Below are 24737 nucleotides of genomic sequence, written 5' to 3' on the forward strand. Positions count from 1 at the left end.
GCCTCTTTAGTGTATAGACTCCTTCTTAAACTCGAAAATGAATCCCTTGTGTCTTAGGATAATTTTCTCTTGATTTGCTTGATAAAGTAGAAGATAAATCCTGCCACCATATAGGCAACAAAGATAATCAGACACCACTTGAACACGACATCCCAACCCTTGTTCACATTCAAAAAGAAGTAAGGGAAGGGACTGACCTTAGAATTAGGAACATCAAGTTTCAATACCAAGCCATTAAAAAGAGCAAAAATCATATACAGCAAGGGTAAAATCGTCCACACAACTGGATCCCAGATTTTGTATTGACCCTGTTTGTCAAAAAAGAGGGTATCTGCTAAAAACCAGAGGGGAACGATATAGTGGCAAAGGAAATTTTCCAGAGTATAGAAATTAGTCGCAATGGGCGCCAAGAGGAAATGGTAAATCACACAGGTAATCATGATACTCATGGTGAGCCCACCTTTTAAGCGCAAGAGACTTGGCCTTTGCCAATTTTCACCTAAACGGCTCATAACCTTTAGGAGATAGAGCGTAAAAATCGCTACTAACAGATTTGACAGAACCGTATAATAGAGTAACATCCCAAATCCACCATGCTTGGCGATTTCAAGATAAACTCCCGTAAAAGCCGCTAGAAACAAGAAGATACGGCTATAAAATACAAGTTTATAGTGTTTTGACATGCTTAAATTTTCTTCACAAACTCTGATTTAAGTTTCATGGCACCAAAGCCATCAATTTTACAGTCGATATTGTGGTCGCCTTCTACGATGCGGATATTCTTCACGCGCGTCCCTTGTTTCAAATCTTTTGGCGCACCTTTTACTTTCAAGTCCTTGATGAGGGTAACAGTATCACCGTCAGCCAATTTATTTCCGTTGGCATCGACAGCAACAAGGCCCTCTTCTACATCTGCAACTTCAGCAGGATTCCACTCATAAGCACACTCTGGGCAAACCAGTAGGGCACCGTCTTCGTAGACATACTCTGAGTTACATTTTGGGCAATTTGGTAGGTTGTTCATGTTTTCTCCTTATCATCATTCACTATTCTTTGAAAATCAAAATTTCTCGAACAGCAACTATTATACCTTAAAATCAGTATTTTGACAAATTTAGAAAAAACCGATATCAATCTATCGGCTTTCCAACATCTACATTCTTTTTTCAGCTTCTGCTTTGATTTTTTCAACTACTTCTTGAATGTTCAAACCAGTTGTATCAAGGTAGACAGCATCCTCTGCTTGTTTAAGAGGTGAAGTCTCACGATGACTATCCTTGTAATCACGCGCAGCAATTTCCTCTTTTAGAGTTTCAAGGTCTGTTTCAATTCCCTTGGAAATATTTTCCTTGTAACGGCGCTCTGCTCTCTCATCAACAGAAGCTACTAGGAAAATTTTCAATTCTGCTTGGGGCAATACAACAGTCCCAATATCGCGACCGTCCATGACAATACCGCCTTGTTGGGCAATTTCTTGTTGGAGGGAAACTAGTTTCTCACGCACTTGAGGAATTGCCGCAATGGCTGAAACATGATTGGTCACTTCATTTTCACGGATAGGATGGGTAATATCCACATCTCCTACAAAGACAAGTTGTTCTCCAGTTTCTGAACGTCCAAAACTGATTGGATGCTGGTCCAATAAGGCTAGAAGTGCTTCAACTTCTTCTACTCCTAACTGGTTCTTGAGAGCCATATAGGTCGCCGCACGATACATAGCACCTGTATCTAGGTAGGTGTATCCAAAGTCTTTAGCAATAATCTTTGCGACCGTACTCTTACCACTTGAAGCAGGGCCGTCAATAGCAATTTGAATTGTTTTCATATCAACTCCTATTTGATTTTGACAACATCACCTGGATTAGCAAACCAAGACCCTGTAGCCATATGACTAGGATTTAAGGCTTCTAACTGAGCAATCGAAATCCCAGCGCGAGCGGCAATGGCTGCTTCTCCTTCTCCAGCTAAGACTTTTGTCGTCCCTTCTGGATCTGTAGCTTCCTCCGAGTGTTCAGAAGAAGATTCTGAACTCTGTTCAGGCTGGGAACTACTAGAAGATGAAATCTGTACTACATTTGCATCTGAATCATGAAAATCTTTCAAGGCTGCTGTGCGATTACTCCCCCCCGTTGATAGATAGATAAGAACAATAATCATCACGACTACAATCACGAAGAAAATACTAGCTAAAATCGTCAAGACACGATTGGCCACTACATCTCTGCCTTGAGTTCTCTTACGACGCTCTGCTCTTGATTCTTCTTGATCATAAATATCTTCTTGCCACGGTTCTTTTTCCATACCCTACTCCTTGTTTTTTTTTACTTTTCTTATTACAATATAAATATGAAAATCACACTTATACCTAAACGATGTATCGCCTGTGGGCTTTGCCAAACTTATTCTGATTTATTTGATTACCACGATAATGGAATCGTGCGTTTTTACGATGACCCTGACCAACTGGAAAAAGAAATTTCTCCTAGTCAGGACGTCTTAGAGGCTGTTAAAAATTGCCCAACTCGCGCCCTGATTGGAAACCAGGAAGCCTAAATCAATGGCGATAATCCACTCCCTCTAGTTTAGCACATTTCCATGTAAAATTATAGTCTTTTCACTTTATTTTTTTCTGTAAAATCAGGAAGGTCGCTTTTTTCTTTGATAAGATAAAGTGGTCTTTTTTTAGTCTCTAGATAAATCTTACTGATGTACTTGCCGAGAATCCCAATGGTCAAGAGTTGAATGCCTCCAAGAAAGAGAATAACAGCCATCAGAGAGGTCCAACCTGATGTCGGATTGCCCAAAATGAGAGTCCGAACCACAACAAAAAAGGTCATCAGTAGAGAAATGAAACAAGATAGGAGACCAGCCACAAAGGCGATAATCAAGGGAAAATCTGAAAAATTCACGATTCCTTCCATGGAGTAGAAAAAGAGTTGCCTAAAACCCCAACTGGTCTTACCAGCCTGCCTTTCGACATTTGGATAGTCCAAATAGTAGGTTTTGAAACCCACCCAGGCAAAGAGCCCCTTTGAAAAACGATTGGACTCGGTCAAGCTTAAAATAGCATCGACTACAGACCGTCTCATCATGCGAAAATCACGGACACCTGAGGGCAAGGCTACTGGGCTAATTTTTTGCATAAGACGATAAAAGAGATTAGCACAGAAACTGCGAAAGAAGGGTTCTCCCCCTCGACTGGTTCTGCGTGTTCCAACACAGTCCAAGTCTGCATTTTTGTCTAGTAGAGCTTTCATCTCAAGCAACATACTAGGAGGATCTTGGAGGTCTGCATCCATCACCACCACCAAATCTCCTGTCGCATATTGTAAGCCTGCATAGAGAGCTGCTTCTTTGCCAAAATTTCGTGAGAAAGAAATATAATGCACTGCCGGATTTTGTTCTCGATAGGCCTTTAAGAGTTCCAAGGTCCCATCACTCGATCCATCATCGACAAAGACATACTCGATTTCTGTTTCCAAATCTGGAAGTAAAGCTTCCAAAGCCTGATAAAAAAGAGGAAGTACTTCCTCTTCGTTTAAACAGGGGACAATGATTGACATCACCATCTTAGTCTTCAAATCCATTTGGATGCTTGCTTTGCCAACGCCATGCGTCTTCACACATTTGGGTGATGTCGAGTTCTGCTTCCCAGCCCAGTTCTGCTTTGGCTTTTGCAGGATCTGAATAGCAGGCTGCGATATCCCCTGGGCGACGGTCTACGATGCGGTAAGGAATTGGGCGTCCCACTGCTTTTTCCATATTTTGGATAATTTCAAGAACTGAGTAGCCTTTACCTGTTCCAAGGTTATAAACGTTTAGACCTGAACCTTTTTGAATTTTTTTCAGAGCTGCAACGTGACCTTTAGCCAAATCGACAACGTGGATATAGTCACGAACACCAGTTCCGTCTTCCGTATCGTAATCGTCTCCAAACACTTGCACTTGCTCTAATTTTCCAACAGCTACTTGAGTTACATATGGCAAAAGATTGTTTGGAATACCATTTGGATTTTCTCCTAAATCACCACTCTCATGCGCTCCGATTGGGTTAAAGTAACGAAGCAAAACCACATTCCATTCTGAGTCTGCTTTGTAAATATCCGTCAAAATTTCCTCTAGCATAAGCTTGGTGCGGCCATATGGGTTGGTCACTGAAAGTGGGAAATCTTCCAAGATGGGTACTGTGTGCGGATCCCCGTAAACTGTCGCAGAAGAACTGAAAATGATGTTTTTACAGTTGTTTTCTTCCATGACCTTCAAAAGACTAACAGTTCCAGCGATATTATTATCATAGTAGGCAAGAGGGATACGTGTTGATTCGCCAACAGCCTTCAAACCAGCAAAGTGAATGACCCCTGTTGGTTCTTCTTGCTTGAAAATATCTCTGAGGGTATCTGTGTCACGGATATCTGCCTCATAGAAAGGAACTTCAACTCCTGTGATTCTTTCAACAACTTCTAAACTTTTTCTGTTACTATTAACAAGGTTATCCACCACAACAACCTGATGACCTGCTTGGATTAACTCAATAACTGTGTGGGTTCCGATAAAACCAGCTCCACCTGTTACCAAAATCTTTTCTTGCATCTTTGTTCCTCGATTCTCGGATTTTTTCTTATTTTACCATTTTTGATAGGGAATGTCATTTACAATCCTAGAAGCTAAGCTAAAATTTCAGTAAAATTCTTATTCGCTTTTTACTCGTTTGACATAGTTTTCAATTGGATAGTTTGCTGGGTCCAAGGTCAATTCCTTACCTTGAACCAGTTGGGCTAGGTGGTAACCAATGATAGGACCCGTTGTGAGGCCTGATGAACCTAGTCCACTAGCAGCATAGACACCTGCTAAGCCAGGTACTTGCCCAAAGAAAGGTGAGAAATCACTGGTATAGGCACGGATTCCCACACGCTCAGTCCTTGAAGTCGCTTTAGATAAAACTGGATAATGGGGCAAGGCTGCTTCCTCCATTTGTTGGAGTAAGGTTTCATCTACCGTCAAATCAAATCCCATGTCATTTTCATGAGTAGCGCCTAAGGACAATTTCCCACCTGCAAAAGGAATCAAATCCCACTCCCCTTCGGGCATAACAACAGGGTAAGCTTCCATGTCTTGGGCAAGCTGATAATCTCGGAGTTGCCCCTTTTGGGGACGAACATCTACTTCATAACCTAAAGGCTCTAACAGGTGTCCCAACCAAGCTCCCGTCGCCAAAATAACCTGATCAAACACCTCTTCGCCAATCTGGTAGCCTGATGCTAAAGGTGTCAGAGTCACTTTTTCTTTGACCAGCTTGACATGGCTGGCTTCCAGCAAACGAGTCACTAAGAGTTGACCATCTACTCTCGCTCCACCAGAAGCATAGAGCAAGTGATCAAATCCCTGCAAGCCAGGGAATAATTCATTAGCTGATGCTGGGTCCAGAATGGCTAATTGCCCTATCAAGGGAGATTCTTCTCTGCGCTGGAGGGCTAGTTCATAGAGTTCTTCCAACTTAGTTTCATCCTTTTTCAGGAGAAAGACTCCCGAACGCTGGTAAAAGTCAATTTCTTGCCCTGACTTCTCTAAATCAGCTAATAAATCCACATAAAAGTCAGCTCCCAAGCGCGCCATCTTGTACCAGGCTTTATTACGGCGTTTGGACAACCACGGACTGATAATTCCTGCTGCGGCCTTGGTAGCCTGACCTTGTCCATGGTCAAAGACAGTTACTTCTAGATCACTTTCTTTCGAGAGGTAGTAGGCAGCTGTTGCCCCCACAATTCCTGCTCCAATAATGGCAACTTTTTTCATTGTCTTCACCTTCTAACTAGATATGGTGGAAAGGATTGGTCGATGCTTGACTAGGCAAAATATCAATAGACCAGCCCTTCTCTGCCTTCCATTGAGTAAGGAGTGCTGCGATTTTTTCCACAAAAAGCACTTCGATATAGTGGCCTGGATCCAATGCCAACAAACCATCAGACAGCATATCCTGGGCAGTATGGTAATAAATATCACCAGTGATATAAACATCTGCCCCTTTTGCCAAAGCGTCCTTATAGAATGACTGCCCACTTCCACCACAGATGGCCACTCTTGAAATAGGCTTCTGCAAATCACTCTCTTGATAATGCACCAATCGCAGGCTATCTAAGCCAAAGACTTGCTTGACATGCTGGGCCAATTCCCCAAATGTCTGAGGCTGAACATTTCCAATACGTCCAATTCCACGTTCAGGACCTGTCTCCTGTAGATAAGTCGTCTCCTCGATGCCTAGCATCTGACAGAACCAGTCATTGAGGCCATTTTCAACGATGTCAATATTGGTATGGCTGACATAAACTGCGATATCATGCTTTATCAGATCAATGTAAATCTGATTTTGTGGACGGCTAACTACCAAATCCTTGATCGGACGGAAAATCGGCGCGTGCTTGACAATAATCAAGTCTACACCCTTTTCAATGGCTTCAGCCACCGTTTCTTCACGAATATCGAGAGCCACCATGACACTTTGGATATCCTTGTCCAAAGTGCCAATTTGCAGGCCACGACTGTCTCCCTCCATGGAAAATTCCTGAGGGCAAAAGGCTTCATATGCGTTAATTACTTCACTTGCTAGCATGGAGTACCTCCTTGATGGCTTGAATTTTATCTACTAGAACTTGACGTTCCTCCAGATTTTTTTCTGGAATTTGCCCGAGAGCAAATTCTAGCTTAGCAGCTTCTTTTTGCCATTTTTGAACAAAGACTGGGCTGACTTCTTTGGACAAAAAAGGACCAAAGCGAACATCACTGGCTGATAGCTTCATTTGTCCTACTTCCACCACCAAAATCTCGTAAAACTTGCCAGCTTCTTCTAGAATGCTTTCTGCCACAATCTGAAAATCGTTATCTTGCAACCAGATACGCAAATCGTCCTCACGATTATTGGGCTGGAGAATCAAACGCTCTACATTAGCTAACTTGTCCAAGCCTTCTTCTAAAATCCTAGCAATCAAACGACCTCCCATGCCAGCAATGGTGATGACCGATACCTGATCTGCCTCTTCAAAGGCTGCCAAGCCATTGGCTAAACGAACTTGGATTTTCTCCTTTAAGCCGTGGGCCTCAACATTTTTGACAGCAGACTGATAAGGTCCTTCCACAACTTCACCTGCAATGGCGCTTTCGATTTTTCCTCTTTCGACTAACTCGATAGGCAAATAAGCATGGTCACTCCCCACATCTAGTAAAATGGCTCCCTGCGGCACAAAAGACGCCACTAATTCTAATCTCTTTGAAATCATCTTCTCTCACTTTCCAAAACTCTATTACCTCTTATTATACCACATTTCAGCTAGCAAACTTGCACCTAAAAAGACCACAATCCACAGATTGCAGCCTTTCTTTATTTTCTGGCTTGATGGCGACTAGTCAGGATGAAAATCACGGTAAAGACCAACATCATGACACCATAAACAGGTAATGTTTGTCCTGTTAAGGTCGAAATTTCAAGCAATTTTTGAATTCTTGGGAAGAGAGCTGTGGCTAGGAAGCCTCCTACTGACCAAACAATCAAGAGGACACGCCAGAGAGTGAATGGCATGCAGGCTCTAAATACAGATAAGAAACCAATTGACCCCAAGAGATAATAGAGTAGGGTTGAGATTTCTAACTCAGACCAACCTTGGCTACTTCCAAATATTTTCACAAAGAGTACGCTGAAGACGACCATGAGAGCACTTGGTAGGGCACGAAGCATGGATCTTCTGAGGAAGTTTGGCTCGACAGGTTTGATATTTCGCTCAAAAGTCAAAACGAATGGTGGGAAACCTTCCACGAACTGGTCAATCATGGTAATCTGGATTGGAATAAATGGGAAAATCAAGATCCACTCAGACTGACCTAGTAAAGCACTGGCGATACAGATAACTGCGAGCAAGAAAGAATAGATGGTCTTTATCAAGAAAATCGGGGCGATGTGGGCAATGTTATTGACCACCCGACGACCTTCAAAGAGAATCTCAGGAACATCATTAAAGTCAGAGTTCAAGAGAACCAGATTTGCAATCTGACGAGTCGCAGGATCTCCCTCAGCCATCACGATAGAACAATCCGCCTCACGAAGGGCCAGAATATCATTGACTCCGTCTCCCGTCATAGCCGTTGTATGACCCGCTTTTTTCAGCGTTTGGATGATGAGTTTCTTTTGATGAGGGGAAACACGTCCGAAAATAGCTGTCTCCTCAGCCATAGCAACCAATTCCTCATCCGTAATTTTCGAGCAATCTACATAACTGTCATAGTCCGCAAAACCAGCCTTCTGGGCAATACTGGATACCGTAACTGGATTGTCACCAGAGATAATCTTGAGTCCTACTTCCTGAGAACGGAGATAGTCCAGCGTCTCTGCTGCTCCCTCCCGAATGGGGTCCAAGATTTCCAGCAAGGCTAGAGCCTGAATATCAGATGGTTTCTGTGGCTTGTAATGGTCTAGTTTCTCCTGACTGAGCGCTAAGACCAAGACACGTGAACCTCTCTCCAAGGCCTCTCTGGCTTCAGGGACTTCTGAGTCCAGCAACATCTCAGGTGCCCCTAAGAAAACTGTTCCCAAACCTTCTAATTCCATTGCTCCCCACTTGCGGTCGCTAGAGAAGGGAAGATTCGAAAGCATAGGATAAGTAACTTCTCCCACAAAACGCTTTCGAATAGCTTGAGCTGTTGGATTTTTATCCTCACTATGGGCCATATAGCTGGCCAAGATGCTAGCAAGCGCTGACTCTCCATGCTCTTCGGTCAAAGGAAGAACAGCCTCCACCTGCATCTTTCCTTGGGTGATGGTGCCTGTCTTGTCCAGACAGAGCATATCCACGCGCGCCAAGGTCTCAACAGAGTACATCTCCTGCACCAAGACCTTTTTCAAGCCCAACTTAATCACCGCTGTCAAGAGCGAAGTAATGGTCAAAAGGGCAATTCCCTTAGGCAACATTCCCAGCAGGGCTGTCGACGAATTTACAACGGATGACTTGAGAGGCAGACCTTTCAACATCAAGGCTTCTAGCAAGAGAGCCAGACCAAAAGGAATGATAATCTTCCCAGTAAAACCAGCTAGCTTGTCCAGCGATTTCATGATACGAGAGTTGATGGGTTTAACGGTCTTGGCTTCCAGCATGAGTTTGGCAGCATAGTTGTCTGCACCGACATGGTGAACTTGAGCTAAAACTGCCCCACTAGCCAAGAAACTTCCAGACAAAAGCAAGGCGTCAACTTCCTTTTGCACCAAATCACTTTCCCCCGTCAACATGGCTTCATTGACTTCCGCAAAGCCTTCCAAAACTAAGGCATCACTAGGAATCTGCTCTCCTGCAGACAAACGAATGACATCTCCTAACACCAATTCTTCAGGATTCAGAGCCACTTCTTGACCATCACGAATAGTTTTGACCTTTTCCTTGGTCATGAGATTGAGCTTGTCCACCATGTGTTTAGCCCGCAACTCGGTGACAATTCCAGAAAAAGCGTTAAAGCAGATAACGGCAAAGAAGACCAGATTGCTCCAAGCCTGCACAAAGGCAAGGGCCAAAGCAATGGCAAAGTTCAAAGCGTTAAAAAGGGTAAAGACATTTCGTTTAACGATTTGCCAAGTGCTGGTACTGGCCGAAGCAGTAAAATCATTGACCAAGCCCTTAGCCTGTCTTTTCTTGACTTCTCTTTGGGTTAATCCCATAATCTTATTTTTATCCATAAATTCTATCATATCATTTTTTATGATAGAATACTAATCTCATCCTAAATATACTTATTACAAATAGAAAAAGTTTGCCAGCCCTCCTTTGATAAGGTATAATAATAACAAGAAAATAATCGAAGGAGATAGCATGTTTTATACTTATTTACGTGGATTAGTTGTATTGCTCCTATGGTCCATCAATGGCAATGCCCACTATCATAATACTGATAAAATTCCTAATCAAGATGAAAATTATATTCTGGTTGCCCCTCACCGTACCTGGTGGGATCCTGTTTACATGGCCTTTGCGACCAAGCCAAAACAGTTTATCTTTATGGCAAAAAAAGAACTCTTTACCAACCGTATCTTTGGCTGGTGGATTCGTATGTGTGGCGCTTTTCCTATCGACCGTGAAAATCCTAGCGCTTCTGCCATCAAATACCCTATCAATGTCCTCAAAAAAAGTAATCGCTCTCTCATCATGTTTCCAAGTGGGAGCCGTCACTCAAACGATGTCAAAGGGGGCGTAGCTCTGATTGCCAAAATGGCCAAGGTCCGTATCATGCCAGTTACCTACACAGGTCCCATGACTTTGAAGGGCTTAGTTAGCCGCGAGCGTGTCGATATGAACTTTGGAAATCCAATAGATATCTCAGATATCAAGAAAATGAATGATGAAGGCATTGAAACAGTCGCCAATCGAATCCAAACAGAATTCCAACGTCTGGACCAAGAAACGAAACAATGGCACAATGATAAAAAACCAAACCCACTATGGTGGTTTATCCGCATCCCTGCCCTCATCCTTGCCATTATCCTCGCTATCCTAACCATCATCTTTAGCTTCATCGCAAGCTTCATCTGGAATCCAGATAAGAAAAGAGAAAAACTTAGTTAAATAAATACAACAATCCCTTGGCAAAAGCCAAGGGATAAATCTTTTATTCGATTTTCCATTTTTGAGCCAACCAGCTGGAAAAGGCTAAAAATCGCTCAGCTACTTGTTCATGGTGTCCATAAGGGTCAAAGACAAACTGACCGTTCGGATAGCGTTCTTGAAGACTGGTATGGATCTGCTCAGCATAGACTGGTGCTTGAGCCAAGCGATTAGTATGATGGGCTCCTTCTGTTTGACCGTTCTGTAAATACAGCAAACAGTCCAAATTTTTCACATTTTCTTCCTTGCAGTAAGTCACAAAATCAGGATACCAAAAGGAACCGCAGATCGAAAAGACACAGGAAACCTTGACAAAGCTGAAAAGACTGTAGACTGCCGCCAAACCACCTAGTGAGTAGCCTCCATAAGCAAGGCGAGTTTCGTCCAGGCGATAAAGTGACTGCAACTTGTCTAAAAGACCTCCAAATAAATGATCATGATAGACGTTGGCCTGACCTCCAAAATCTGGAGCTCCATCTCTAAGAGCAGCTGCCTTCCAGGGAGTGTAGTCATCTAGGCGATTTTTAGAGGTCAAGCCCACTAAAATCACAGATTCGGAAAGGGACGATAGGAAGGCCAAGTTTCCATCATTCAATAAAATGGCCGGATAGGTTTGATTGGGGTCGTAGTTAGAAGGAAGGCTGATTTTGACTTGGATTCCTTCCCAATCAAACTCATTATTTATTGATAAAGTCATTGATTTTCTCAAGAGAATCAATCACTGCTGGACCATAATCCATCAACTCGTCGTAAGAGATGGTCATGATTTTTTGATTTTTAATAGCAGGAACGCTTTCCAAAACAGCATTTGCCTTCATCAACTCTACTGCTTTTTCATCCAATTTTTTATTGCGATCGCTGGTTACATAGATAATCAATTCAGGATCCATTGACACGAGATTTTCCAAGGTCAAGCCTGATGTACCCGTAGCAACGTTTGTATAACCAAGTTGGTTCAGCAAACTTTCTTGCAAGGCAGACTTGTAGGCACCGAAGGTTTCATCATTATAAGCAACCATAATCAAAGCCTTTTTCTTTTCACCTTGACTTGCTGGGTTTGCTTTCTTAACAGCGTCAATTTTAGTTTGTAATTGGGCTGCGTATTCATTAGCCTTGTCCTGGACATTAAAAATCATTCCAAGATTTTTGACATCTTCTACGATATTCCCCAAATCTTGCTGAATTGTTGAGAGAGAAGCTTTTTGCGTATAAACTGGGATTTTGTTTTCATTCCAAGTACTAACTGTCCCCAAGGATTTTTCAGAAAACATCATGTTTCGACCCATCACAGCGTCTGGCTCATAAGAAAGGACTGTCTCTTGTGAGACTGTTTTTTTATCCCCAATTTGAGGAATAGTCGCAATCGCGTCCTTGTATTTGTCCGTCACAGCATTGTCTGGATTGAGCATGCCAACAATTTTATCCTTCAATCCCAACTCCAATAAGATTTCAGTGGTTGAAAGATTGTTGGTGATAACTTTTTCAGGTGTCTTTTCAAAAACTTGTTCTACTTCATTTCCTTTCGCGTCATAGGTTTTGACCGTTAGTGGATAAGTCGTCTCTGTGCTCGCCTTTTGACTTGTTTCTGTGCTAGATTGTGTGGTAGCTTTTTCTGTAGTAGTATTGCCACAAGCTGCAATGGTTAGGGTAGCTACTGTTACGAGTAAAATGCTTAGTGTTTTTTTCATCTTGTTTTCCTTTTCATTCTTATAAATAGTGAATCATGGCTTGCTGATCCTTGGTCCAAGTAACCTGACTTTGAACTCCGTATACAGTTTGCAATGACTCAGGGGTGATGGTCTCCTTTGGAGTCCCTTGGTAAAGGATTTCTCCCTCTTTCATCAGATAGAGATAATCCGAATAGCGACAAGCAAGTTGAATATCATGTAGGACAGCTAGAACATTGACCTTGAGATTCTTCACAATGGCCAACAAGTCTAGCTGATACTTGATATCCAGGTGATTGGTTGGTTCGTCCAGGAGCAAGAGAGTCGGTTCTTGCACCAAGGCGCGGGCTAGTAAGACTCGCTGTTTCTCTCCCCCTGACAGAGACGAATAGAGACGAGTTTTCTTTTCAAGCATATCCACCTTAACGAGGGCATCTTGAACGAGGGTAAAATCTCTTTCCCTTTCCTTCTGTAAAAAAGAGAGGTGGGGAGTTCTTCCCAGCAAGACGATTTCTTCAACTGTACAATCAAACTGCAGCTGGTTAAACTGGGTCACAACTGCCATTTGCTTGGCTGTTTCTTTGAGTGACCAATGCTCTAGCGGCTTTCCATCTAGGCTTATCAAGCCTTTGTTCGCCTTTTCCTGACGATAGAGGAGTTTAAGTAGACTGGTTTTCCCGCTTCCATTTGGTCCTAGTATCGTGTGAAATTGATGCCCTTCAACCTTAAGAGAGACTCCTTTGAGGATTTTTTTCTCTCCTAATCCAAAATGGATATCCTGACAAATCAAGTCCATATCAGACCCTCACCTCCCTTCGCCTACCTCCAACAATGTAGATAAAGAAGGGAGCACCTACTAAGGCTGTGAAAATACCAATAGGAAGCTCTGCGTTTGGAATGATGATTCGAGAGAGTACATCTGCCCAAATGACAAAGAGGGCACCCAGCAAGGTTGCAACAGGAAAAAGCCTCTTGTAATTCGTTCCTACTAACCCTCGAGCTAAATGTGGAGTAATCAGACCAACAAATCCAATAATCCCACAGGTTGCTACTAAGACTGCTGTTAGCACAGCCACCATGGTCACATAAAGATACCAATAAAAGCGTAAGGGAATCCCCAAAGTTAAAGCAGCCTCATCTCCCATCATCATCGCATTGAAAACACGATACTGAGTAGAGAAAAATAGAAAGGCCATTCCTACCACTATAGTTGGCAGGACCAAGTCTGCCCAGGAAGTCCCAGCGAGCGAACCCATTGTCCAAAACTTAATGGTCATCACACTATCCGCATTAGCGCCAACTGAGATAATAAAGTTGGAAAAAGCCAGAAAGAGAGCGTTGACCACCGTTCCTGATAAGATCAGACTGGAAGTCGTCATCCTTCCCTGCATAGAGGCAATGATGAGGACAGCAATTGTTGCTAAAATAGCGCCAAGAAAAGCTCCAAGGCTAATCATCACTTTTAAACCAAGAATGATGCTCAAGGTTGCACCTAGAGTTGCACCAGCAGAGATGCCTAAGACATAGGGCTCTGCGATGGGATTGTTCACTGTAGACTGCATCACGCTACCACACATAGAAAGGCCTGCTCCTACTATCAGACCTAACAATACTCGAGGGAATCTCATGTTCCATACAATGGCAAGAGTGGACTTGGAAACCTCTCCTACCTCAAGAGGAAATCCCAACCTGCTCAAAATAATCCGATAGGTATCTCCTAAATCAATCGCAACAGATCCCATTGAAACTGCTAGAAAGAGAGAAATCCCTAAAATAGCTAGCAAAATAACTAAAAGTAACACAAATTGCTGGTCTTGTCGGCTTCCAGAAAATTTGGAAAGCATGCAAACCTCCTTTGATAGAATCTTAAAAATTTAGAAAATTCTCATGAAAAAGTATACCATATTTTCAACTGCGTAACAAGATGAGAACAAATGAATATAGTTGGTTTTATTGTGCTAGGAACCGTAACCGAAGATTATACTTGAGTATGTCGAGGTAAGGTGACAACATAAAAAGCCCTCTGAAGTCAGAGAGCTGATTTGAGCTCGGGCTAAAATCCTAGTGAAACAAAAAAATCTACACGGTCAGAAAAGTCTCTATCGTGCCATTTTCATACATGATGTATAGTCCAAGTAGAATGAATACTAAGGGCACAATGATTCGCTCGTATTTTTCAATTGTCTCGAATATTAACGGAATAGAGGATAACACCCGACTAATCTCGCATAAGATAATTATGCCGATTACAAACACAAGCAAGGCCACGAGGGTCTGTGACCAATCTAACGAAGCAAAATAAGGTATATAGATACCTAAATTATCTCCGCCAGACGCAATTGTCAGCAATGTAACTGTCCAAAACAGTTGATTTGCCTTGCTTTGTTCTAATCTTTCAATAATTTCTTCCTCTTCTTCCTCTTCTTCCTCACCTTCTCCAACAATTGCAAAACGAATCCCTAAATAGATAGGGATTAAACCAAGCAATCCAACCATCCATTCTTCAGGCACGAAATTAACGACATAAGCAGCAACTAAACTCGCCCCTACAAGTAAGCCTGTGCCTAGATATTGCCCCGCATAAATATGCCATTTTTGTTTATTCTGTGATAGCTGTGCAAATAAAATAAATAAAATAATTAAATAATCGATACTGGTGGAAATATAAACACCAATAGCAGATATGATTGTCTGTCCCATAAAAAACCTCCTGTATTGGTCAGTAATAAATCAGCAGATTTTAGGAGAGCACAGACACATTAATTTAGCTATCGCTAGTGGGTAATGTCGAACATAGGAAAGCATTTTACTCCTCCTCAAAACGTAGTTACAAAGTAATTTCTAACTGGAATTCGGTGACTACTTCCATGTAAAGTATAACATACTATACTTTACTTCGTAAAGTGTGGGCTCTCCGAAGGGGCTTGCAGACAGCCTCAACAAGCCTTGGACAGAAGAGTTTTTGTAGTCTCCAAAATTGTGACCGATAAAACCTCAATAAAAAAGCCCTCTGAAGTCCGAGAGCTGATTTGAGCCCGGGCTGAAATCCTAGTGAAAAAGATGAAACTCCTTGTGTTCATCGAACACGGTGTCATTTCCCTATTTTCATACGGATTTTTGACGCCCTTAGCATCATAATTCTTGCTGGATAAACCGTTTATAGACTAGGCGACGAGGCGAAGGTTGTACAAAATTTTTAGTGAAACAAAAAATCTCCCCGAAGGGAGAATATCTGGTTTATTTTACCTTACAGTGCTAGGAACCGTAACCTAAGATTATACTTGAGCATACTAAGGTAAGATGACAAAAGTAAAAAAGCTACCCATTTTAGAGTAGCTTCATTATCAAGATATGCTCAATTGAACACGGCCTAAGCACTTGGCAAAAAAGATAAAATCTCCTAGAAACTGAAGTTTCTTCGTCAATTTTCCTATTTTTGCTTTGTGCTTTTGACGGCCTTTGTATCTTGAATTAGCGACGAAGTCCTAGAGAGTTGATTAACTCACGGTAACGGTTAACGTCGTTTTTACGCAAGTATGCAAGCAAGTTACGACGGCGACCGATTTTCTTCATCAATCCACGGTAAGTAGCGTGGTCTTTTTTGTGTTGTTTGATGTGTTCGTTAAGGTGGTTGATTTCCCAAGTAAGGACAGCAACTTGAACCTCTACTGAACCTGTATCACCTTCGTGACGTGCATATTGTGCGATGATTTCATTTTTTTTCTCTTTTGAGATTGCCATGATGTTTCTCCTTTTTATTTGGCTTCATCCGAGTGACAGGTTGGCATGCCTGTAACCAAGAAGAAGTTATTTGTCTTTACGACAATCCCTATTCTACCAATAACTAACTTCTTTGTCAACAGATTTACTTTCTTGTTTTAAACATGCTATAATAATCATAGCAAGAAATCTAAGTTATCTGTTTTTAAACGAGGTGATTATCATGCCTAGATTCTATTCCCATCTCCCCTACTATCTGGTCATATTTTTCTTTTATTGGCCGCTTTATGAGTTGTTCTTGCTAGTTGTTTCTGACCCTCTTACACTCAAGGGACTCTATATAAACAATCTTCTCTTCTTTACACCTCTGGTAATCTTGATTATATCGCTACTCTATAGCTACCGTTTCCGTTTCTCACTTTGGTGGTTAATTGGTAACGGACTGCTCTTTTGCTTTACTAGCATAACCTTTGGTGAATTTATCTGGTTCTACTTTTTAGCCTATGAAACCTTTGCTCTGGTGGGCATGGCTTCCGGTATTGGTATCAAGCATATTCTACAAAAATGAAAAACAAAAAACTTTCACAAAATCCTTGAAAAATCTCACAATCATGCTATAATAATCCATAGAGACAAGTCACTTAGTCCCTTTCTACTAGAGAGTGCGTGGTTGCTGGAAACGCATAGGAAGCCTAAACTGATACTACTCTTGAGTTTTTTATGAAAACATAAAACGGTGGCCACGTTAGAGCCAATCAGAGGTGTCCCTCTCTTTTGAGGTACATAAATGAAGGTGGAACCACGTTGCGACGTCCTTTCTAGGATGTCGCTTTTTGTTTTTCTAGCTTTCACAGTCCTCTGTCCCTGTTTTCAGAATAGGGTTAACACATTCGTCAATAATATAAGTAAGGAGAACATCATGATTAACATTACTTTCCCAGATGGCGCTGTTCGTGAATTCGAATCTGGCGTTACAACTTTTGAAATTGCCCAATCTATCAGCAATTCCCTAGCTAAAAAAGCCTTGGCTGGTAAATTTAACGGCAAACTTATCGATACTACTCGTGCTATTACTAAAGATGGAAGCATCGAAATTGTGACACCTGATCACGAAGATGCCCTTCCAATCTTGCGTCACTCAGCTGCTCACTTGTTCGCCCAAGCAGCTCGTCGTCTGTTCCCAGACATTCACTTGGGAGTTGGTCCAGCCATCGAAGATGGTTTCTACTACGATACTGACAACACAGCTGGTCAAATCTCTAACGAAGACCTTCCTCGTATCGAAGAAGAAATGCAAAAAATTGTCAAAGAAAACTTCCCATCAATCCGTGAAGAAGTTACTAAAGACGAGGCACGTGAAATCTTCAAGAACGACCCTTACAAATTAGAATTGATTGAAGAACACTCAGAAGACGAAGGCGGTTTGACTATCTATCGTCAGGGTGAATATGTAGACCTTTGCCGTGGCCCACACGTCCCTTCAACAGGCCGTATCCAAATCTTCCACCTTCTCCATGTAGCAGGTGCTTACTGGCGTGGAAATAGCGACAACGCTATGATGCAACGTATCTACGGTACAGCTTGGTTTGACAAAAAAGACTTGAAAAACTACCTTCAAATGCGTGAAGAAGCTAAGGAACGTGACCACCGTAAACTTGGTAAAGAGCTTGATCTCTTCATGATTTCTCAAGAGGTTGGTCAAGGACTTCCATTCTGGTTGCCAAATGGTGCGACTATCCGTCGTGAATTGGAACGCTACATCGTAGACAAAGAGTTGGCTTCTGGCTACCAACACGTATACACTCCACCACTTGCTTCTGTTGAACTTTACAAGACTTCTGGTCACTGGGATCATTACCAAGAAGACATGTTCCCAACTATGGACATGGGTGACGGGGAAGAATTTGTCCTTCGTCCAATGAACTGTCCGCACCACATCCAAGTCTTCAAACACCATGTTCATTCTTACCGTGAGTTGCCAATCCGTATTGCTGAAATCGGTATGATGCACCGTTATGAAAAATCTGGTGCCCTCACTGGTCTTCAACGTGTACGTGAAATGTCACTCAACGACGGTCACCTCTTTGTGACTCCAGAACAAATCCAAGAAGAATTCCAGCGTGCCCTTCAGTTGATTATCGATGTTTATGAAGATTTCAACTTGACTGAATACCGCTTCCGCCTCTCTCTTCGTGACCCTCAAGATACTCACAAGTACTTTGACAACGATGAGATGTGGGAAAATGCTCAAACCATGCTTCGTGCAGCCCTTGATGAAATGGGCGTGGACTACTTTGAAGCCGAAGGTGAAGCAGCCTTCTACGGACCAAAATTGGATATTCAAGTTAAGACCGCTCTTGGAAAAGAAGAAACTCTTTCTACTATCCAACTTGACTTCTTGCTTCCAGAACGCTTCGACCTTAAATATATCGGAGCTGATGGTGAAGAGCACCGTCCAGTTATGATCCACCGTGGAGTTATCTCAACTATGGAACGCTTCACAGCTATCTTGATTGAGAACTACAAGGGTGCCTTCCCAACATGGCTAGCACCTCACCAAGTAACTCTCATCCCAGTATCTAACGAAAAACACGTGGACTACGCATGGGAAGTAGCTAAAAAACTCCGTGACCGTGGTGTCCGTGCAGATGTAGATGAGCGCAATGAAAAAATGCAGTTCAAGATCCGTGCGTCACAAACAAGCAAGATTCCTTACCAATTGATCGTTGGGGACAAGGAAATGGAAGACGGAACTGTTAACGTTCGTCGCTATGGCCAAAAAGAAACACAAACTGTCTCAGTTGATGACTTTGTTCAAGCTATCCTAGCTGATATCGCCAACAAATCACGCGTTGAGAAATAAGAGATAAAATCCTAGCTACCTAAAAAGCAACAACTATTTCAGCTGTTGCTTTTTATATTTTTACTCAATGAAAATCAAAAAGCAAACTAGGAAGCTAGCCGCAAGCTGTACTTGAGTACGGTAAGGCGACGCTGACGTGGTTTGAATTTGATTTTCGAAGAGTATTATTTAATCCGAGCTAGTAGTGATTGACCAAACCACCACACAAGATTTACTTTCATGAGTTAGATAAAGTCAGTATCCTCAATCCTTGTCTGCTTCATTTTCTTTTACGAGATCGTTTTGTGAATCTTTTTCAGAGAGTTTTTGATCAATATACTTGTCAATGTTTTCATAAAATTCCTTGGTCGCTTCACTATCTAATGTTGGCGAGTTCTGAACTTGATTCACTTTCAATTGAACAGATTGAATACCGTAAGAGGCTTGTTTTTGGTGGAGTGTTTCTAATTCTTCTTCTGAAATCGGATCTCCAACAACCGTCAAGACCAATTCATTGTTACTTGACTTGTAGACTTGATTAATAACCGTATAATTGGCGAACTCTTTTCCTACAAACTGTTTGATCCCTTCTTTGCGCGCTTGTTCTATTGTCAGAGTAACTGCCGAATAGCTAGCTGGAAGAATCAACAATACAATCAAAGAAATCAAGCCAATTCTCATTTTAATGCTCAGCTCTTTAAATGAAGTTAAAGGAGATTTTCTCATCAAAATTCTTGTTCCAACAATGTTGGCTAGCATGATAAAGACACAGTTGATCAAGAAAAGATAGAGAGCCCCCAATAAAAATCGTACATTCCCATTAGCTAAACCATAGCCAGCAGTACAGATAGGCGGCATCAAAGCTGTAGCAATGGCTACTCCTGGCACGATATTGTTTGCTTCTTTTTTCCTTGAACCGATCACACCAGCAATCCCACCAGCAATAGCAATGAGAACATCCCAAATGGTTGGAGAGGTTCGTGCGATCAACTCGCTACTTGCATAAGACAAGGGAGAAATCCAGAAATACAGAGTCGAGACAAGCAAACTGACCAACACTTGAGTCAATAAAACCTCTAGAGATTGCTTGATTAAACGCGTATCAAAAATAGCTAAACCGAATCCCAGTCCAACAATCGGTGTCATGAGAGGTGAAATTAACATGGCTCCAATAATAACAGCTGTTGAATTCATATTTAGACCGATAGAGGCAATAAAAATTGCACACATCAAAATCGCTGTATCTCTCAATCGAACATGAAGGTCATCGTATAATTTCTCACGGTATTCCCGTGTTGAATAATTGGCAGTCATTTGTCCTCTCCTCTTTCCTTATTTAAATCGGTATAATAATTAATAATAACAGCTGATAAACAGCCAAAAAATATGAGCCCATAAATCGTCAAGAAGACACTGGTAATCCTTCCAATCAAGGTCACAGCTAGGAGATCCCCGTAGCCGACAGTCGTCGAAGTCACAAAAGCATACCAAAGACCGTCTCCGTAATTTGTGATAGCAGGTTCAACTAGGAAAAGCACGCCTCCTGACCCAAAAACAAAGGTCACAAAACTCAGAGCAAACCGAGTAAAACCCGTAACCTGTATAATATGCCATAACATTTTTAAACGTCTCATTTGTTCTCCTTATTCATACTAGCTCCTGACCGAGCCGTTTTTTCCAATAATCAAAGTGAAGATAGGACATGATCTCCATCAGAGAAAGATAGACAAACTGATAGATCTGATTTAAGCTGATTATCAACTGATATTGTTTGAAAAATGACTGGAAGAAAGACCAGATATGACTGTCTTGAATCAGTCCCTTCTTAACATCAGACAGGATATTAGCTAAAGCTCCCAAGGACTGAAACGGTAAATCCTTGACATTTATATAGATCCGGTCCACCACATCATTCAGACTGGTATCTTGGATGGCATGAAATTCTCCAAAGAGAACTCCTGCCGCTCCAAGAGTAGAAACAAATTCCACCAAATAATTTCTGAGGAAATTTTCTCAACCTTTTCCCATAATGTGTTTAGTGCCATCCATAACGATCCCAACCAGAAAAAGGAAAGAAAACAAGCAAAGAAATTTTGCCGTAAATCCCAAAAAGCTTCAAGACTTGGTGTTGTTGGTTTTTCTAACTCTAAAATCAAGATGGTCATAATAATTGCTAGAACAGCATCTGTCAATACAATTAATCTGTCTTTCTTCATCGGATTGCATCCCCTTTCTTTTTTGTAACATTCTATCTTATCGCATAATATTGGATATTCTTTCATAATCCGACTACAAACAAAAATAAACCAAAAAGTCTGTCCCTATTATGCTATATTTAACTCTAGAAGTATTCATCCATCTAATTAATAAATATATCATATTTCACAATAAATGAATACTATCAAAGATTCATCCCCTTTCACTTCATCATTTAGTGTTGCTTAGATTTATCAAAAACAACCTGCTATAAGTAAGAAAGAGGAAGATACAAGAAAAACACGGCGTAAAAACCGATTCAGTTCATTGTCCTCAATCCTTGTCTGCTTCATTTTCTTTTACGAGATCTTTTTGTGAATCCTTTTCAGAGAGTTTTTGATCGATATACTTGTTAATGGTTTCATAAAATTCCTTGGTCGAATCACTGTCTAATTTTGTCGAATTATGAACTTGATTGACTTTCAATTGAACAGATTGAATACCGTAAGAGGCTTGTTTTTGGTGGAGCGTTTCTAATTCTTCTTCTGAAATCGGATCTCCAACAACCGTCAAGACCAACTCATTGTTTCTTGATTTGTAGACTTGATTAATGACCGTGTGATTGGCGAACTCTTTTCCTACAAACTGTTTGATTCCTTCTTTTCGCGCTTGATCTATCGTCAAAGTAATTGCTGAATAACTAGCCGGAAGAATCAATAATACAATCAAGGATATCAACCCAATTCTCATTTTAATGTTTAGCTCTTTAAATGAACTTAAGGGAGATTTTCTCATCATAATTCTTGTTCCAACAATGTTGATTAGCATGATAAAGACACAGTTGATCAAGAAAAGATAAAGAGCTCCAAATAAAAATCGTACATTTCCATTAGCTAAACCGTAACCTGCAGTGCAGATAGGTGGCATCAGAGCTGTTGCAATGGCTACTCCTGGTACGATATTGTTTGCTTCTTTTTTCCTTGAACCAATGAAACCTGCTATCCCACCAGCAATAGCAATGAGCACATCCCAAATTGTTGGAGAGGTTCGTGCAATCAATTCGCTACTTTCATAAGATAAGGGAGAAATCCAGAAATACAGAGCCGAGACAAGCAAGCTAACCAATACTTGGGTAAATAAAACCTCTAGAGATTGCTTGATTAAACGCGTATCAAAAATAGCTAAACCAAACCCCAGTCCAACAATCGGTGTCATAAGAGGGGAAATCAGCATGGCTCCAATAATGACAGCCGTTGAATTCATATTTAGGCCGATAGAGGCAATAAAAATCGCACACATCAAAATCACTGTATCTCTTAATCGAACATGAAGATCATCATATAATTTCTCACGGTATTCACGTGTTGAATAGTTTCCGGTCATTAGTTACTCCTTTTATTTCATATAATCTTGTTTCTGCATGGATGATGGTAGAGATACTTCTGTCCAATCTTACATATTTTTCTTCTCACCTGTTATTCTTTTGAACATTATCTTTTAAATATCCGTCAGTCCATCCTTAACATTATATCAAAAATTTTACAGTCTTTCTCTGAGGAAATCTCTCAATTTAACAGATAGATGAAGCAAGAAATTTTTGTTTCCTTATCCGAAGAAGGAAAAACGATATCTCCTGAACCTTGATACTATGCGTTTTATTCTTTATAATTTAGCTATTTCAAAATTACAAGTTCTCCATTCTTAATTTCCCAAACTTGGTCAAACTTACTTAATAATTCGTTTTGGCGATGTAAAGTAACAATGACGGCACTTGGTAGTTCCAGAACTCTTTCCAATTCCATTTTAAACTGATTAGTATCCAAGGCAGAGAAAGGTTCGTCTAGGATAAGCAATGGATTTTTACGATTTTTCTCACGATTTAAATACATTCGTTGTTGCTGACCACCTGACAGGGATTGTGGTGGAATTTTTTCAAAATCTTCTTCTCTGAATTTTTCATTGAAACTATTGAATAGCGTTACATTATTTTCATAACTTGAAATAAATGTATGTTCTTGTTGCAGAATCATACCGAATCTTCCCCAAAGATGGTCCAAAACAAGCCCATCTAGCACAATTTGTCCTTCAAAATCTTCATCTGTTCCATTTAAAATGTTGAGAAGACTACTTTTTCCAGACCCATTCTTACCAATAAGCGCAATTTTATCCCCTTTTTGAATCGTAGCGGAAGTAATTATCAATTTTGATTCTCCCATTTGTTTGGAAATGTTTTTCAAAGTAATCGTATCAAAAGAATGTTGAGGTGCTTGAACTGAAACGGGTCTCCCAACAATGTTTTGAAAACTCTTGATTACAGGCTTTACGGACTCTAACATTTGTAAATCATAAAGGATTTCCTGTATTGGTTCAGAAAAAGCATTAATATATCCGAAACTCGCCACCACCTCAGGAATACCGAGTTGCTGGTGAGATAGAGAGTAGGCTAAATAAATAAACAGAACAAGACTAATGAATTCAAAAGAAACACCTGTCAATAAGATGCCAGTAATTTTTGTCAAACCATACTTAAAATACTTATCCTGCAAATTCTTTAGAGAACTCTTTTGTTGATTCAAAAAATGCGACATAGTTAGTTTATTTACCAAATGATGTCCCATGAGCAAATCCTCCAAAGTTCGATAGTAATCTCCTTGTTTTTTCAAGTAAACCTGTCTGCGATTAGCGGTCAACTTCCCAACGATTTTAGGAATTTGAATACTAATTCCAGTGGAAAAGATTAAAATCAATGATACAATAGGATTAATTGTTCTGCTAATAATGAAAGCGTAAATGATGATACGTAAAATTTGTTTGATAAAACTCATCAATGGAGGAAGGTAATCCTTTTCCAACGAATCTAGGTCATTAGATTGATAGGAAATATACTCTGCTACTGTTTTCTGCTTGAAATCGTGGTGACTGAGTCCCAGAAGTGAACGAAACCACTCATTTTTCAAAGTAGTCGAAAAGATAATCCCCTGCTTCCAATCAAGTATCATTTGGATATAGTTACAACTCAAATAGCCTGCCACTGACATAGAGTAACCATATAGAGCTACTTGATAATCCCCTTTGATTAATGCCTGCGTGAAATACGGTAACAAAGCTGTGCAGATATTCGATACTACACCAAAAAGAAAATTAAAGAAGAGATACCATCTAATAGTTTTAAGATATGATAGCATATACGATACTCCTTGCTAATGCGTTTTTTTACATATCGCAGAACAATCTCTACTATTCCCTATTTCAGATAGTGCGATACTCGGACATTGAGTGCAATAATTGTAAATCACACAAGTACTGCAGTTTTTACTATCATTCAAAATATAATTTGCTATTTTGTAAAATATAGGTCTATCCCATGTTTCTTTGATAGATGTAAAATGAATATTTCCAATACTTCTATTGAAAGTAAGCTTTTTCAGTTTTTCTAACGATTTAGGCTATTTCGTGACACACCCACAATCCGTGAAAATTCTGGTTATATCAGATTATGTGATTTTCGTAAGAATTTTATATTGTCTCCAATCATGGCAGTCTCCTTTTACTTGATAAAACTATTATAACATTTAGAAATTAAAAACTGGTTCAAAATCAATAGAATGTGTGTATTCGATACATTCAATAAATTCTTGGAAACAGTTCTACACCAGTTACACAAATCTATATACACCTATC

25 protein-coding genes and 1 pseudogene are annotated in these 24737 nt (G+C 40.7%); 4 read left to right on the forward strand and 22 right to left on the reverse strand.

Annotated elements, in window-relative coordinates:
• Window positions 1-53: 53 nt before the first annotated feature.
• From SMSK564_RS07070 to SMSK564_RS07085, 4 genes are all read right to left on the reverse strand, one after another.
• Window positions 54-683, reverse strand: coding sequence for a Pr6Pr family membrane protein (locus SMSK564_RS07070; protein WP_000033941.1), 630 nt, complete (start codon window positions 681-683; stop codon window positions 54-56).
• A gap of 2 nt (window positions 684-685) precedes the next feature.
• Window positions 686-1024 carry a zinc ribbon domain-containing protein YjdM gene (locus SMSK564_RS07075; RefSeq protein ID WP_001061597.1) on the reverse strand — a complete coding sequence of 113 codons (339 nt, stop codon included), beginning with the start codon at window positions 1022-1024 and terminating at the stop codon, window positions 686-688.
• A 129-nt stretch (window positions 1025-1153) separates the two neighbouring features.
• A complete protein-coding gene (gene cmk, locus SMSK564_RS07080; RefSeq protein ID WP_000849399.1) occupies window positions 1154-1825 on the reverse strand; it encodes a (d)CMP kinase in 672 nt (223 codons plus the stop codon).
• Window positions 1826-1833: 8 nt separating this feature from the next.
• Window positions 1834-2301, reverse strand: coding sequence for an SAG1386/EF1546 family surface-associated protein (locus SMSK564_RS07085; protein WP_000410181.1), 468 nt, complete (start codon window positions 2299-2301; stop codon window positions 1834-1836).
• 45 nt (window positions 2302-2346) lie between these two features.
• Here SMSK564_RS07085 and SMSK564_RS12675 point away from each other — a divergent pair, with 45 nt between their 5' ends.
• On the forward strand, window positions 2347-2553 hold the full coding sequence (locus SMSK564_RS12675; protein ID WP_176602631.1) for a ferredoxin: 207 nt from the start codon (window positions 2347-2349) through the stop codon (window positions 2551-2553).
• A 50-nt stretch (window positions 2554-2603) separates the two neighbouring features.
• On the opposite strand, the gene SMSK564_RS07095 is transcribed toward SMSK564_RS12675, so the two are convergent.
• The 6 genes from SMSK564_RS07095 to SMSK564_RS07120 form a co-directional block, all read right to left on the reverse strand.
• On the reverse strand, window positions 2604-3569 hold the full coding sequence (locus SMSK564_RS07095) for a glycosyltransferase family 2 protein (RefSeq protein ID WP_004269541.1): 966 nt from the start codon (window positions 3567-3569) through the stop codon (window positions 2604-2606).
• 1 nt (window position 3570) lies between these two features.
• Complete coding sequence (galE, locus tag SMSK564_RS07100; protein WP_001156556.1) at window positions 3571-4590, reverse strand: UDP-glucose 4-epimerase GalE; 1020 nt, start codon at window positions 4588-4590, stop codon at window positions 3571-3573.
• A gap of 99 nt (window positions 4591-4689) precedes the next feature.
• Window positions 4690-5793 (reverse strand): NAD(P)/FAD-dependent oxidoreductase, encoded by a 1104-nt coding sequence (locus SMSK564_RS07105; RefSeq protein WP_000754642.1) that lies wholly within the window; start codon window positions 5791-5793, stop codon window positions 4690-4692.
• A 16-nt stretch (window positions 5794-5809) separates the two neighbouring features.
• On the reverse strand, window positions 5810-6607 hold the full coding sequence (locus tag SMSK564_RS07110) for a Nif3-like dinuclear metal center hexameric protein (RefSeq protein ID WP_000881153.1): 798 nt from the start codon (window positions 6605-6607) through the stop codon (window positions 5810-5812).
• On the reverse strand, window positions 6594-7271 hold the full coding sequence (locus SMSK564_RS07115) for a tRNA (adenine(22)-N(1))-methyltransferase (protein ID WP_000624062.1): 678 nt from the start codon (window positions 7269-7271) through the stop codon (window positions 6594-6596). The genes SMSK564_RS07110 and SMSK564_RS07115 overlap by 14 nt, the downstream gene beginning before the upstream one ends.
• A gap of 101 nt (window positions 7272-7372) precedes the next feature.
• On the reverse strand, window positions 7373-9709 hold the full coding sequence (locus tag SMSK564_RS07120; protein WP_004269542.1) for a cation-translocating P-type ATPase: 2337 nt from the start codon (window positions 9707-9709) through the stop codon (window positions 7373-7375).
• Window positions 9710-9842: 133 nt separating this feature from the next.
• Between SMSK564_RS07120 and SMSK564_RS07125 the strand changes: the two genes are divergently transcribed.
• The gene (locus SMSK564_RS07125; protein WP_000500206.1) at window positions 9843-10592 is read left to right on the forward strand and encodes a lysophospholipid acyltransferase family protein; all 750 of its coding nucleotides are present in this window, start codon (window positions 9843-9845) and stop codon (window positions 10590-10592) included.
• Window positions 10593-10635: 43 nt separating this feature from the next.
• Here SMSK564_RS07125 and SMSK564_RS0102330 read toward each other — a convergent pair whose 3' ends face one another.
• From SMSK564_RS0102330 to rpsO, 6 genes are all read right to left on the reverse strand, one after another.
• A complete protein-coding gene (locus SMSK564_RS0102330; protein ID WP_000175760.1) occupies window positions 10636-11328 on the reverse strand; it encodes an alpha/beta hydrolase-fold protein in 693 nt (230 codons plus the stop codon).
• On the reverse strand, window positions 11309-12319 hold the full coding sequence (locus SMSK564_RS07130) for an ABC transporter substrate-binding protein (RefSeq protein ID WP_000753242.1): 1011 nt from the start codon (window positions 12317-12319) through the stop codon (window positions 11309-11311). Before SMSK564_RS07130 ends, SMSK564_RS0102330 begins: the two co-directional genes overlap by 20 nt.
• A gap of 19 nt (window positions 12320-12338) precedes the next feature.
• Window positions 12339-13094 carry an ABC transporter ATP-binding protein gene (locus SMSK564_RS07135; protein ID WP_000363110.1) on the reverse strand — a complete coding sequence of 252 codons (756 nt, stop codon included), beginning with the start codon at window positions 13092-13094 and terminating at the stop codon, window positions 12339-12341.
• Window position 13095: 1 nt separating this feature from the next.
• Window positions 13096-14142: a FecCD family ABC transporter permease gene (locus SMSK564_RS07140; protein ID WP_000949308.1), complete on the reverse strand. Its 1047-nt coding sequence runs from the start codon at window positions 14140-14142 to the stop codon at window positions 13096-13098.
• A gap of 235 nt (window positions 14143-14377) precedes the next feature.
• Window positions 14378-14998, reverse strand: a complete 621-nt coding sequence (locus SMSK564_RS07145) for a CadD family cadmium resistance transporter (protein ID WP_000531713.1) — start codon at window positions 14996-14998, stop codon at window positions 14378-14380.
• A gap of 771 nt (window positions 14999-15769) precedes the next feature.
• Window positions 15770-16039, reverse strand: a complete 270-nt coding sequence (rpsO, locus tag SMSK564_RS07150) for a 30S ribosomal protein S15 (RefSeq protein WP_001018251.1) — start codon at window positions 16037-16039, stop codon at window positions 15770-15772.
• Between the two features lie 202 nt (window positions 16040-16241).
• Here rpsO and SMSK564_RS13450 point away from each other — a divergent pair.
• Window positions 16242-16615, forward strand: a pseudogene (locus SMSK564_RS13450) (hypothetical protein).
• 322 nt (window positions 16616-16937) lie between these two features.
• On the forward strand, window positions 16938-18881 hold the full coding sequence (gene thrS / locus SMSK564_RS07160) for a threonine--tRNA ligase (protein ID WP_000608367.1): 1944 nt from the start codon (window positions 16938-16940) through the stop codon (window positions 18879-18881).
• A gap of 243 nt (window positions 18882-19124) precedes the next feature.
• Here thrS and SMSK564_RS07165 read toward each other — a convergent pair whose 3' ends face one another.
• From SMSK564_RS07165 to SMSK564_RS07180, 6 genes are all read right to left on the reverse strand, one after another.
• Window positions 19125-20174, reverse strand: coding sequence for a DUF389 domain-containing protein (locus tag SMSK564_RS07165; RefSeq protein WP_000126416.1), 1050 nt, complete (start codon window positions 20172-20174; stop codon window positions 19125-19127).
• Complete coding sequence (locus SMSK564_RS07170) at window positions 20171-20494, reverse strand: potassium channel family protein (protein ID WP_001253404.1); 324 nt, start codon at window positions 20492-20494, stop codon at window positions 20171-20173. The genes SMSK564_RS07165 and SMSK564_RS07170 overlap by 4 nt, the downstream gene beginning before the upstream one ends.
• 13 nt (window positions 20495-20507) lie before the next feature.
• Window positions 20508-20849 (reverse strand): hypothetical protein, encoded by a 342-nt coding sequence (locus SMSK564_RS0102335; RefSeq protein WP_000397556.1) that lies wholly within the window; start codon window positions 20847-20849, stop codon window positions 20508-20510.
• On the reverse strand, window positions 20774-21076 hold the full coding sequence (locus SMSK564_RS12690; RefSeq protein WP_004240734.1) for a TMEM175 family protein: 303 nt from the start codon (window positions 21074-21076) through the stop codon (window positions 20774-20776). The genes SMSK564_RS0102335 and SMSK564_RS12690 overlap by 76 nt, the downstream gene beginning before the upstream one ends.
• Before the next feature lie 313 nt (window positions 21077-21389).
• Entirely contained in the window at window positions 21390-22439 is a 1050-nt protein-coding gene (locus tag SMSK564_RS07175) for a DUF389 domain-containing protein (protein WP_000147503.1), read from the reverse strand.
• A 290-nt stretch (window positions 22440-22729) separates the two neighbouring features.
• A complete protein-coding gene (locus SMSK564_RS07180) occupies window positions 22730-24241 on the reverse strand; it encodes an ATP-binding cassette domain-containing protein (protein ID WP_000954194.1) in 1512 nt (503 codons plus the stop codon).
• Between the last annotated feature and the right edge of the window lie 496 nt (window positions 24242-24737).

The sequence above is a fragment of the Streptococcus mitis SK564 genome, assembly GCF_000148525.1.
In the GTDB taxonomy this organism is placed as follows: domain Bacteria; phylum Bacillota; class Bacilli; order Lactobacillales; family Streptococcaceae; genus Streptococcus; species Streptococcus mitis_H.

Coding starts and splice junctions, on each gene's coding strand:
- SMSK564_RS07135 (WP_000363110.1), bottom strand. CDS start 13,094: ATGGACTTGATTTGTCAGGATATCCATTTTGGATTAGGAGAGAAAAAA.
- SMSK564_RS07145 (WP_000531713.1), bottom strand. CDS start 14,998: ATGGGACAGACAATCATATCTGCTATTGGTGTTTATATTTCCACCAGT.
- SMSK564_RS12690 (WP_004240734.1), bottom strand. CDS start 21,076: ATGAAGAAAGACAGATTAATTGTATTGACAGATGCTGTTCTAGCAATT.
- SMSK564_RS07140 (WP_000949308.1), bottom strand. CDS start 14,142: ATGCTTTCCAAATTTTCTGGAAGCCGACAAGACCAGCAATTTGTGTTA.
- SMSK564_RS07175 (WP_000147503.1), bottom strand. CDS start 22,439: ATGACCGGAAACTATTCAACACGTGAATACCGTGAGAAATTATATGAT.
- SMSK564_RS07180 (WP_000954194.1), bottom strand. CDS start 24,241: ATGCTATCATATCTTAAAACTATTAGATGGTATCTCTTCTTTAATTTT.
- rpsO (WP_001018251.1), bottom strand. CDS start 16,039: ATGGCAATCTCAAAAGAGAAAAAAAATGAAATCATCGCACAATATGCA.
- SMSK564_RS0102330 (WP_000175760.1), bottom strand. CDS start 11,328: ATGACTTTATCAATAAATAATGAGTTTGATTGGGAAGGAATCCAAGTC.
- SMSK564_RS07105 (WP_000754642.1), bottom strand. CDS start 5,793: ATGAAAAAAGTTGCCATTATTGGAGCAGGAATTGTGGGGGCAACAGCT.
- SMSK564_RS07170 (WP_001253404.1), bottom strand. CDS start 20,494: ATGAGACGTTTAAAAATGTTATGGCATATTATACAGGTTACGGGTTTT.
- SMSK564_RS07165 (WP_000126416.1), bottom strand. CDS start 20,174: ATGACTGCCAATTATTCAACACGGGAATACCGTGAGAAATTATACGAT.
- SMSK564_RS07130 (WP_000753242.1), bottom strand. CDS start 12,319: ATGAAAAAAACACTAAGCATTTTACTCGTAACAGTAGCTACCCTAACC.
- SMSK564_RS12675 (WP_176602631.1), top strand. CDS start 2,347: ATGAAAATCACACTTATACCTAAACGATGTATCGCCTGTGGGCTTTGC.
- SMSK564_RS07075 (WP_001061597.1), bottom strand. CDS start 1,024: ATGAACAACCTACCAAATTGCCCAAAATGTAACTCAGAGTATGTCTAC.
- SMSK564_RS07085 (WP_000410181.1), bottom strand. CDS start 2,301: ATGGAAAAAGAACCGTGGCAAGAAGATATTTATGATCAAGAAGAATCA.
- thrS (WP_000608367.1), top strand. CDS start 16,938: ATGATTAACATTACTTTCCCAGATGGCGCTGTTCGTGAATTCGAATCT.
- SMSK564_RS07115 (WP_000624062.1), bottom strand. CDS start 7,271: ATGATTTCAAAGAGATTAGAATTAGTGGCGTCTTTTGTGCCGCAGGGA.
- galE (WP_001156556.1), bottom strand. CDS start 4,590: ATGCAAGAAAAGATTTTGGTAACAGGTGGAGCTGGTTTTATCGGAACC.
- SMSK564_RS07120 (WP_004269542.1), bottom strand. CDS start 9,709: ATGGATAAAAATAAGATTATGGGATTAACCCAAAGAGAAGTCAAGAAA.
- SMSK564_RS07070 (WP_000033941.1), bottom strand. CDS start 683: ATGTCAAAACACTATAAACTTGTATTTTATAGCCGTATCTTCTTGTTT.
- SMSK564_RS07110 (WP_000881153.1), bottom strand. CDS start 6,607: ATGCTAGCAAGTGAAGTAATTAACGCATATGAAGCCTTTTGCCCTCAG.
- cmk (WP_000849399.1), bottom strand. CDS start 1,825: ATGAAAACAATTCAAATTGCTATTGACGGCCCTGCTTCAAGTGGTAAG.
- SMSK564_RS07095 (WP_004269541.1), bottom strand. CDS start 3,569: ATGGTGATGTCAATCATTGTCCCCTGTTTAAACGAAGAGGAAGTACTT.
- SMSK564_RS07125 (WP_000500206.1), top strand. CDS start 9,843: ATGTTTTATACTTATTTACGTGGATTAGTTGTATTGCTCCTATGGTCC.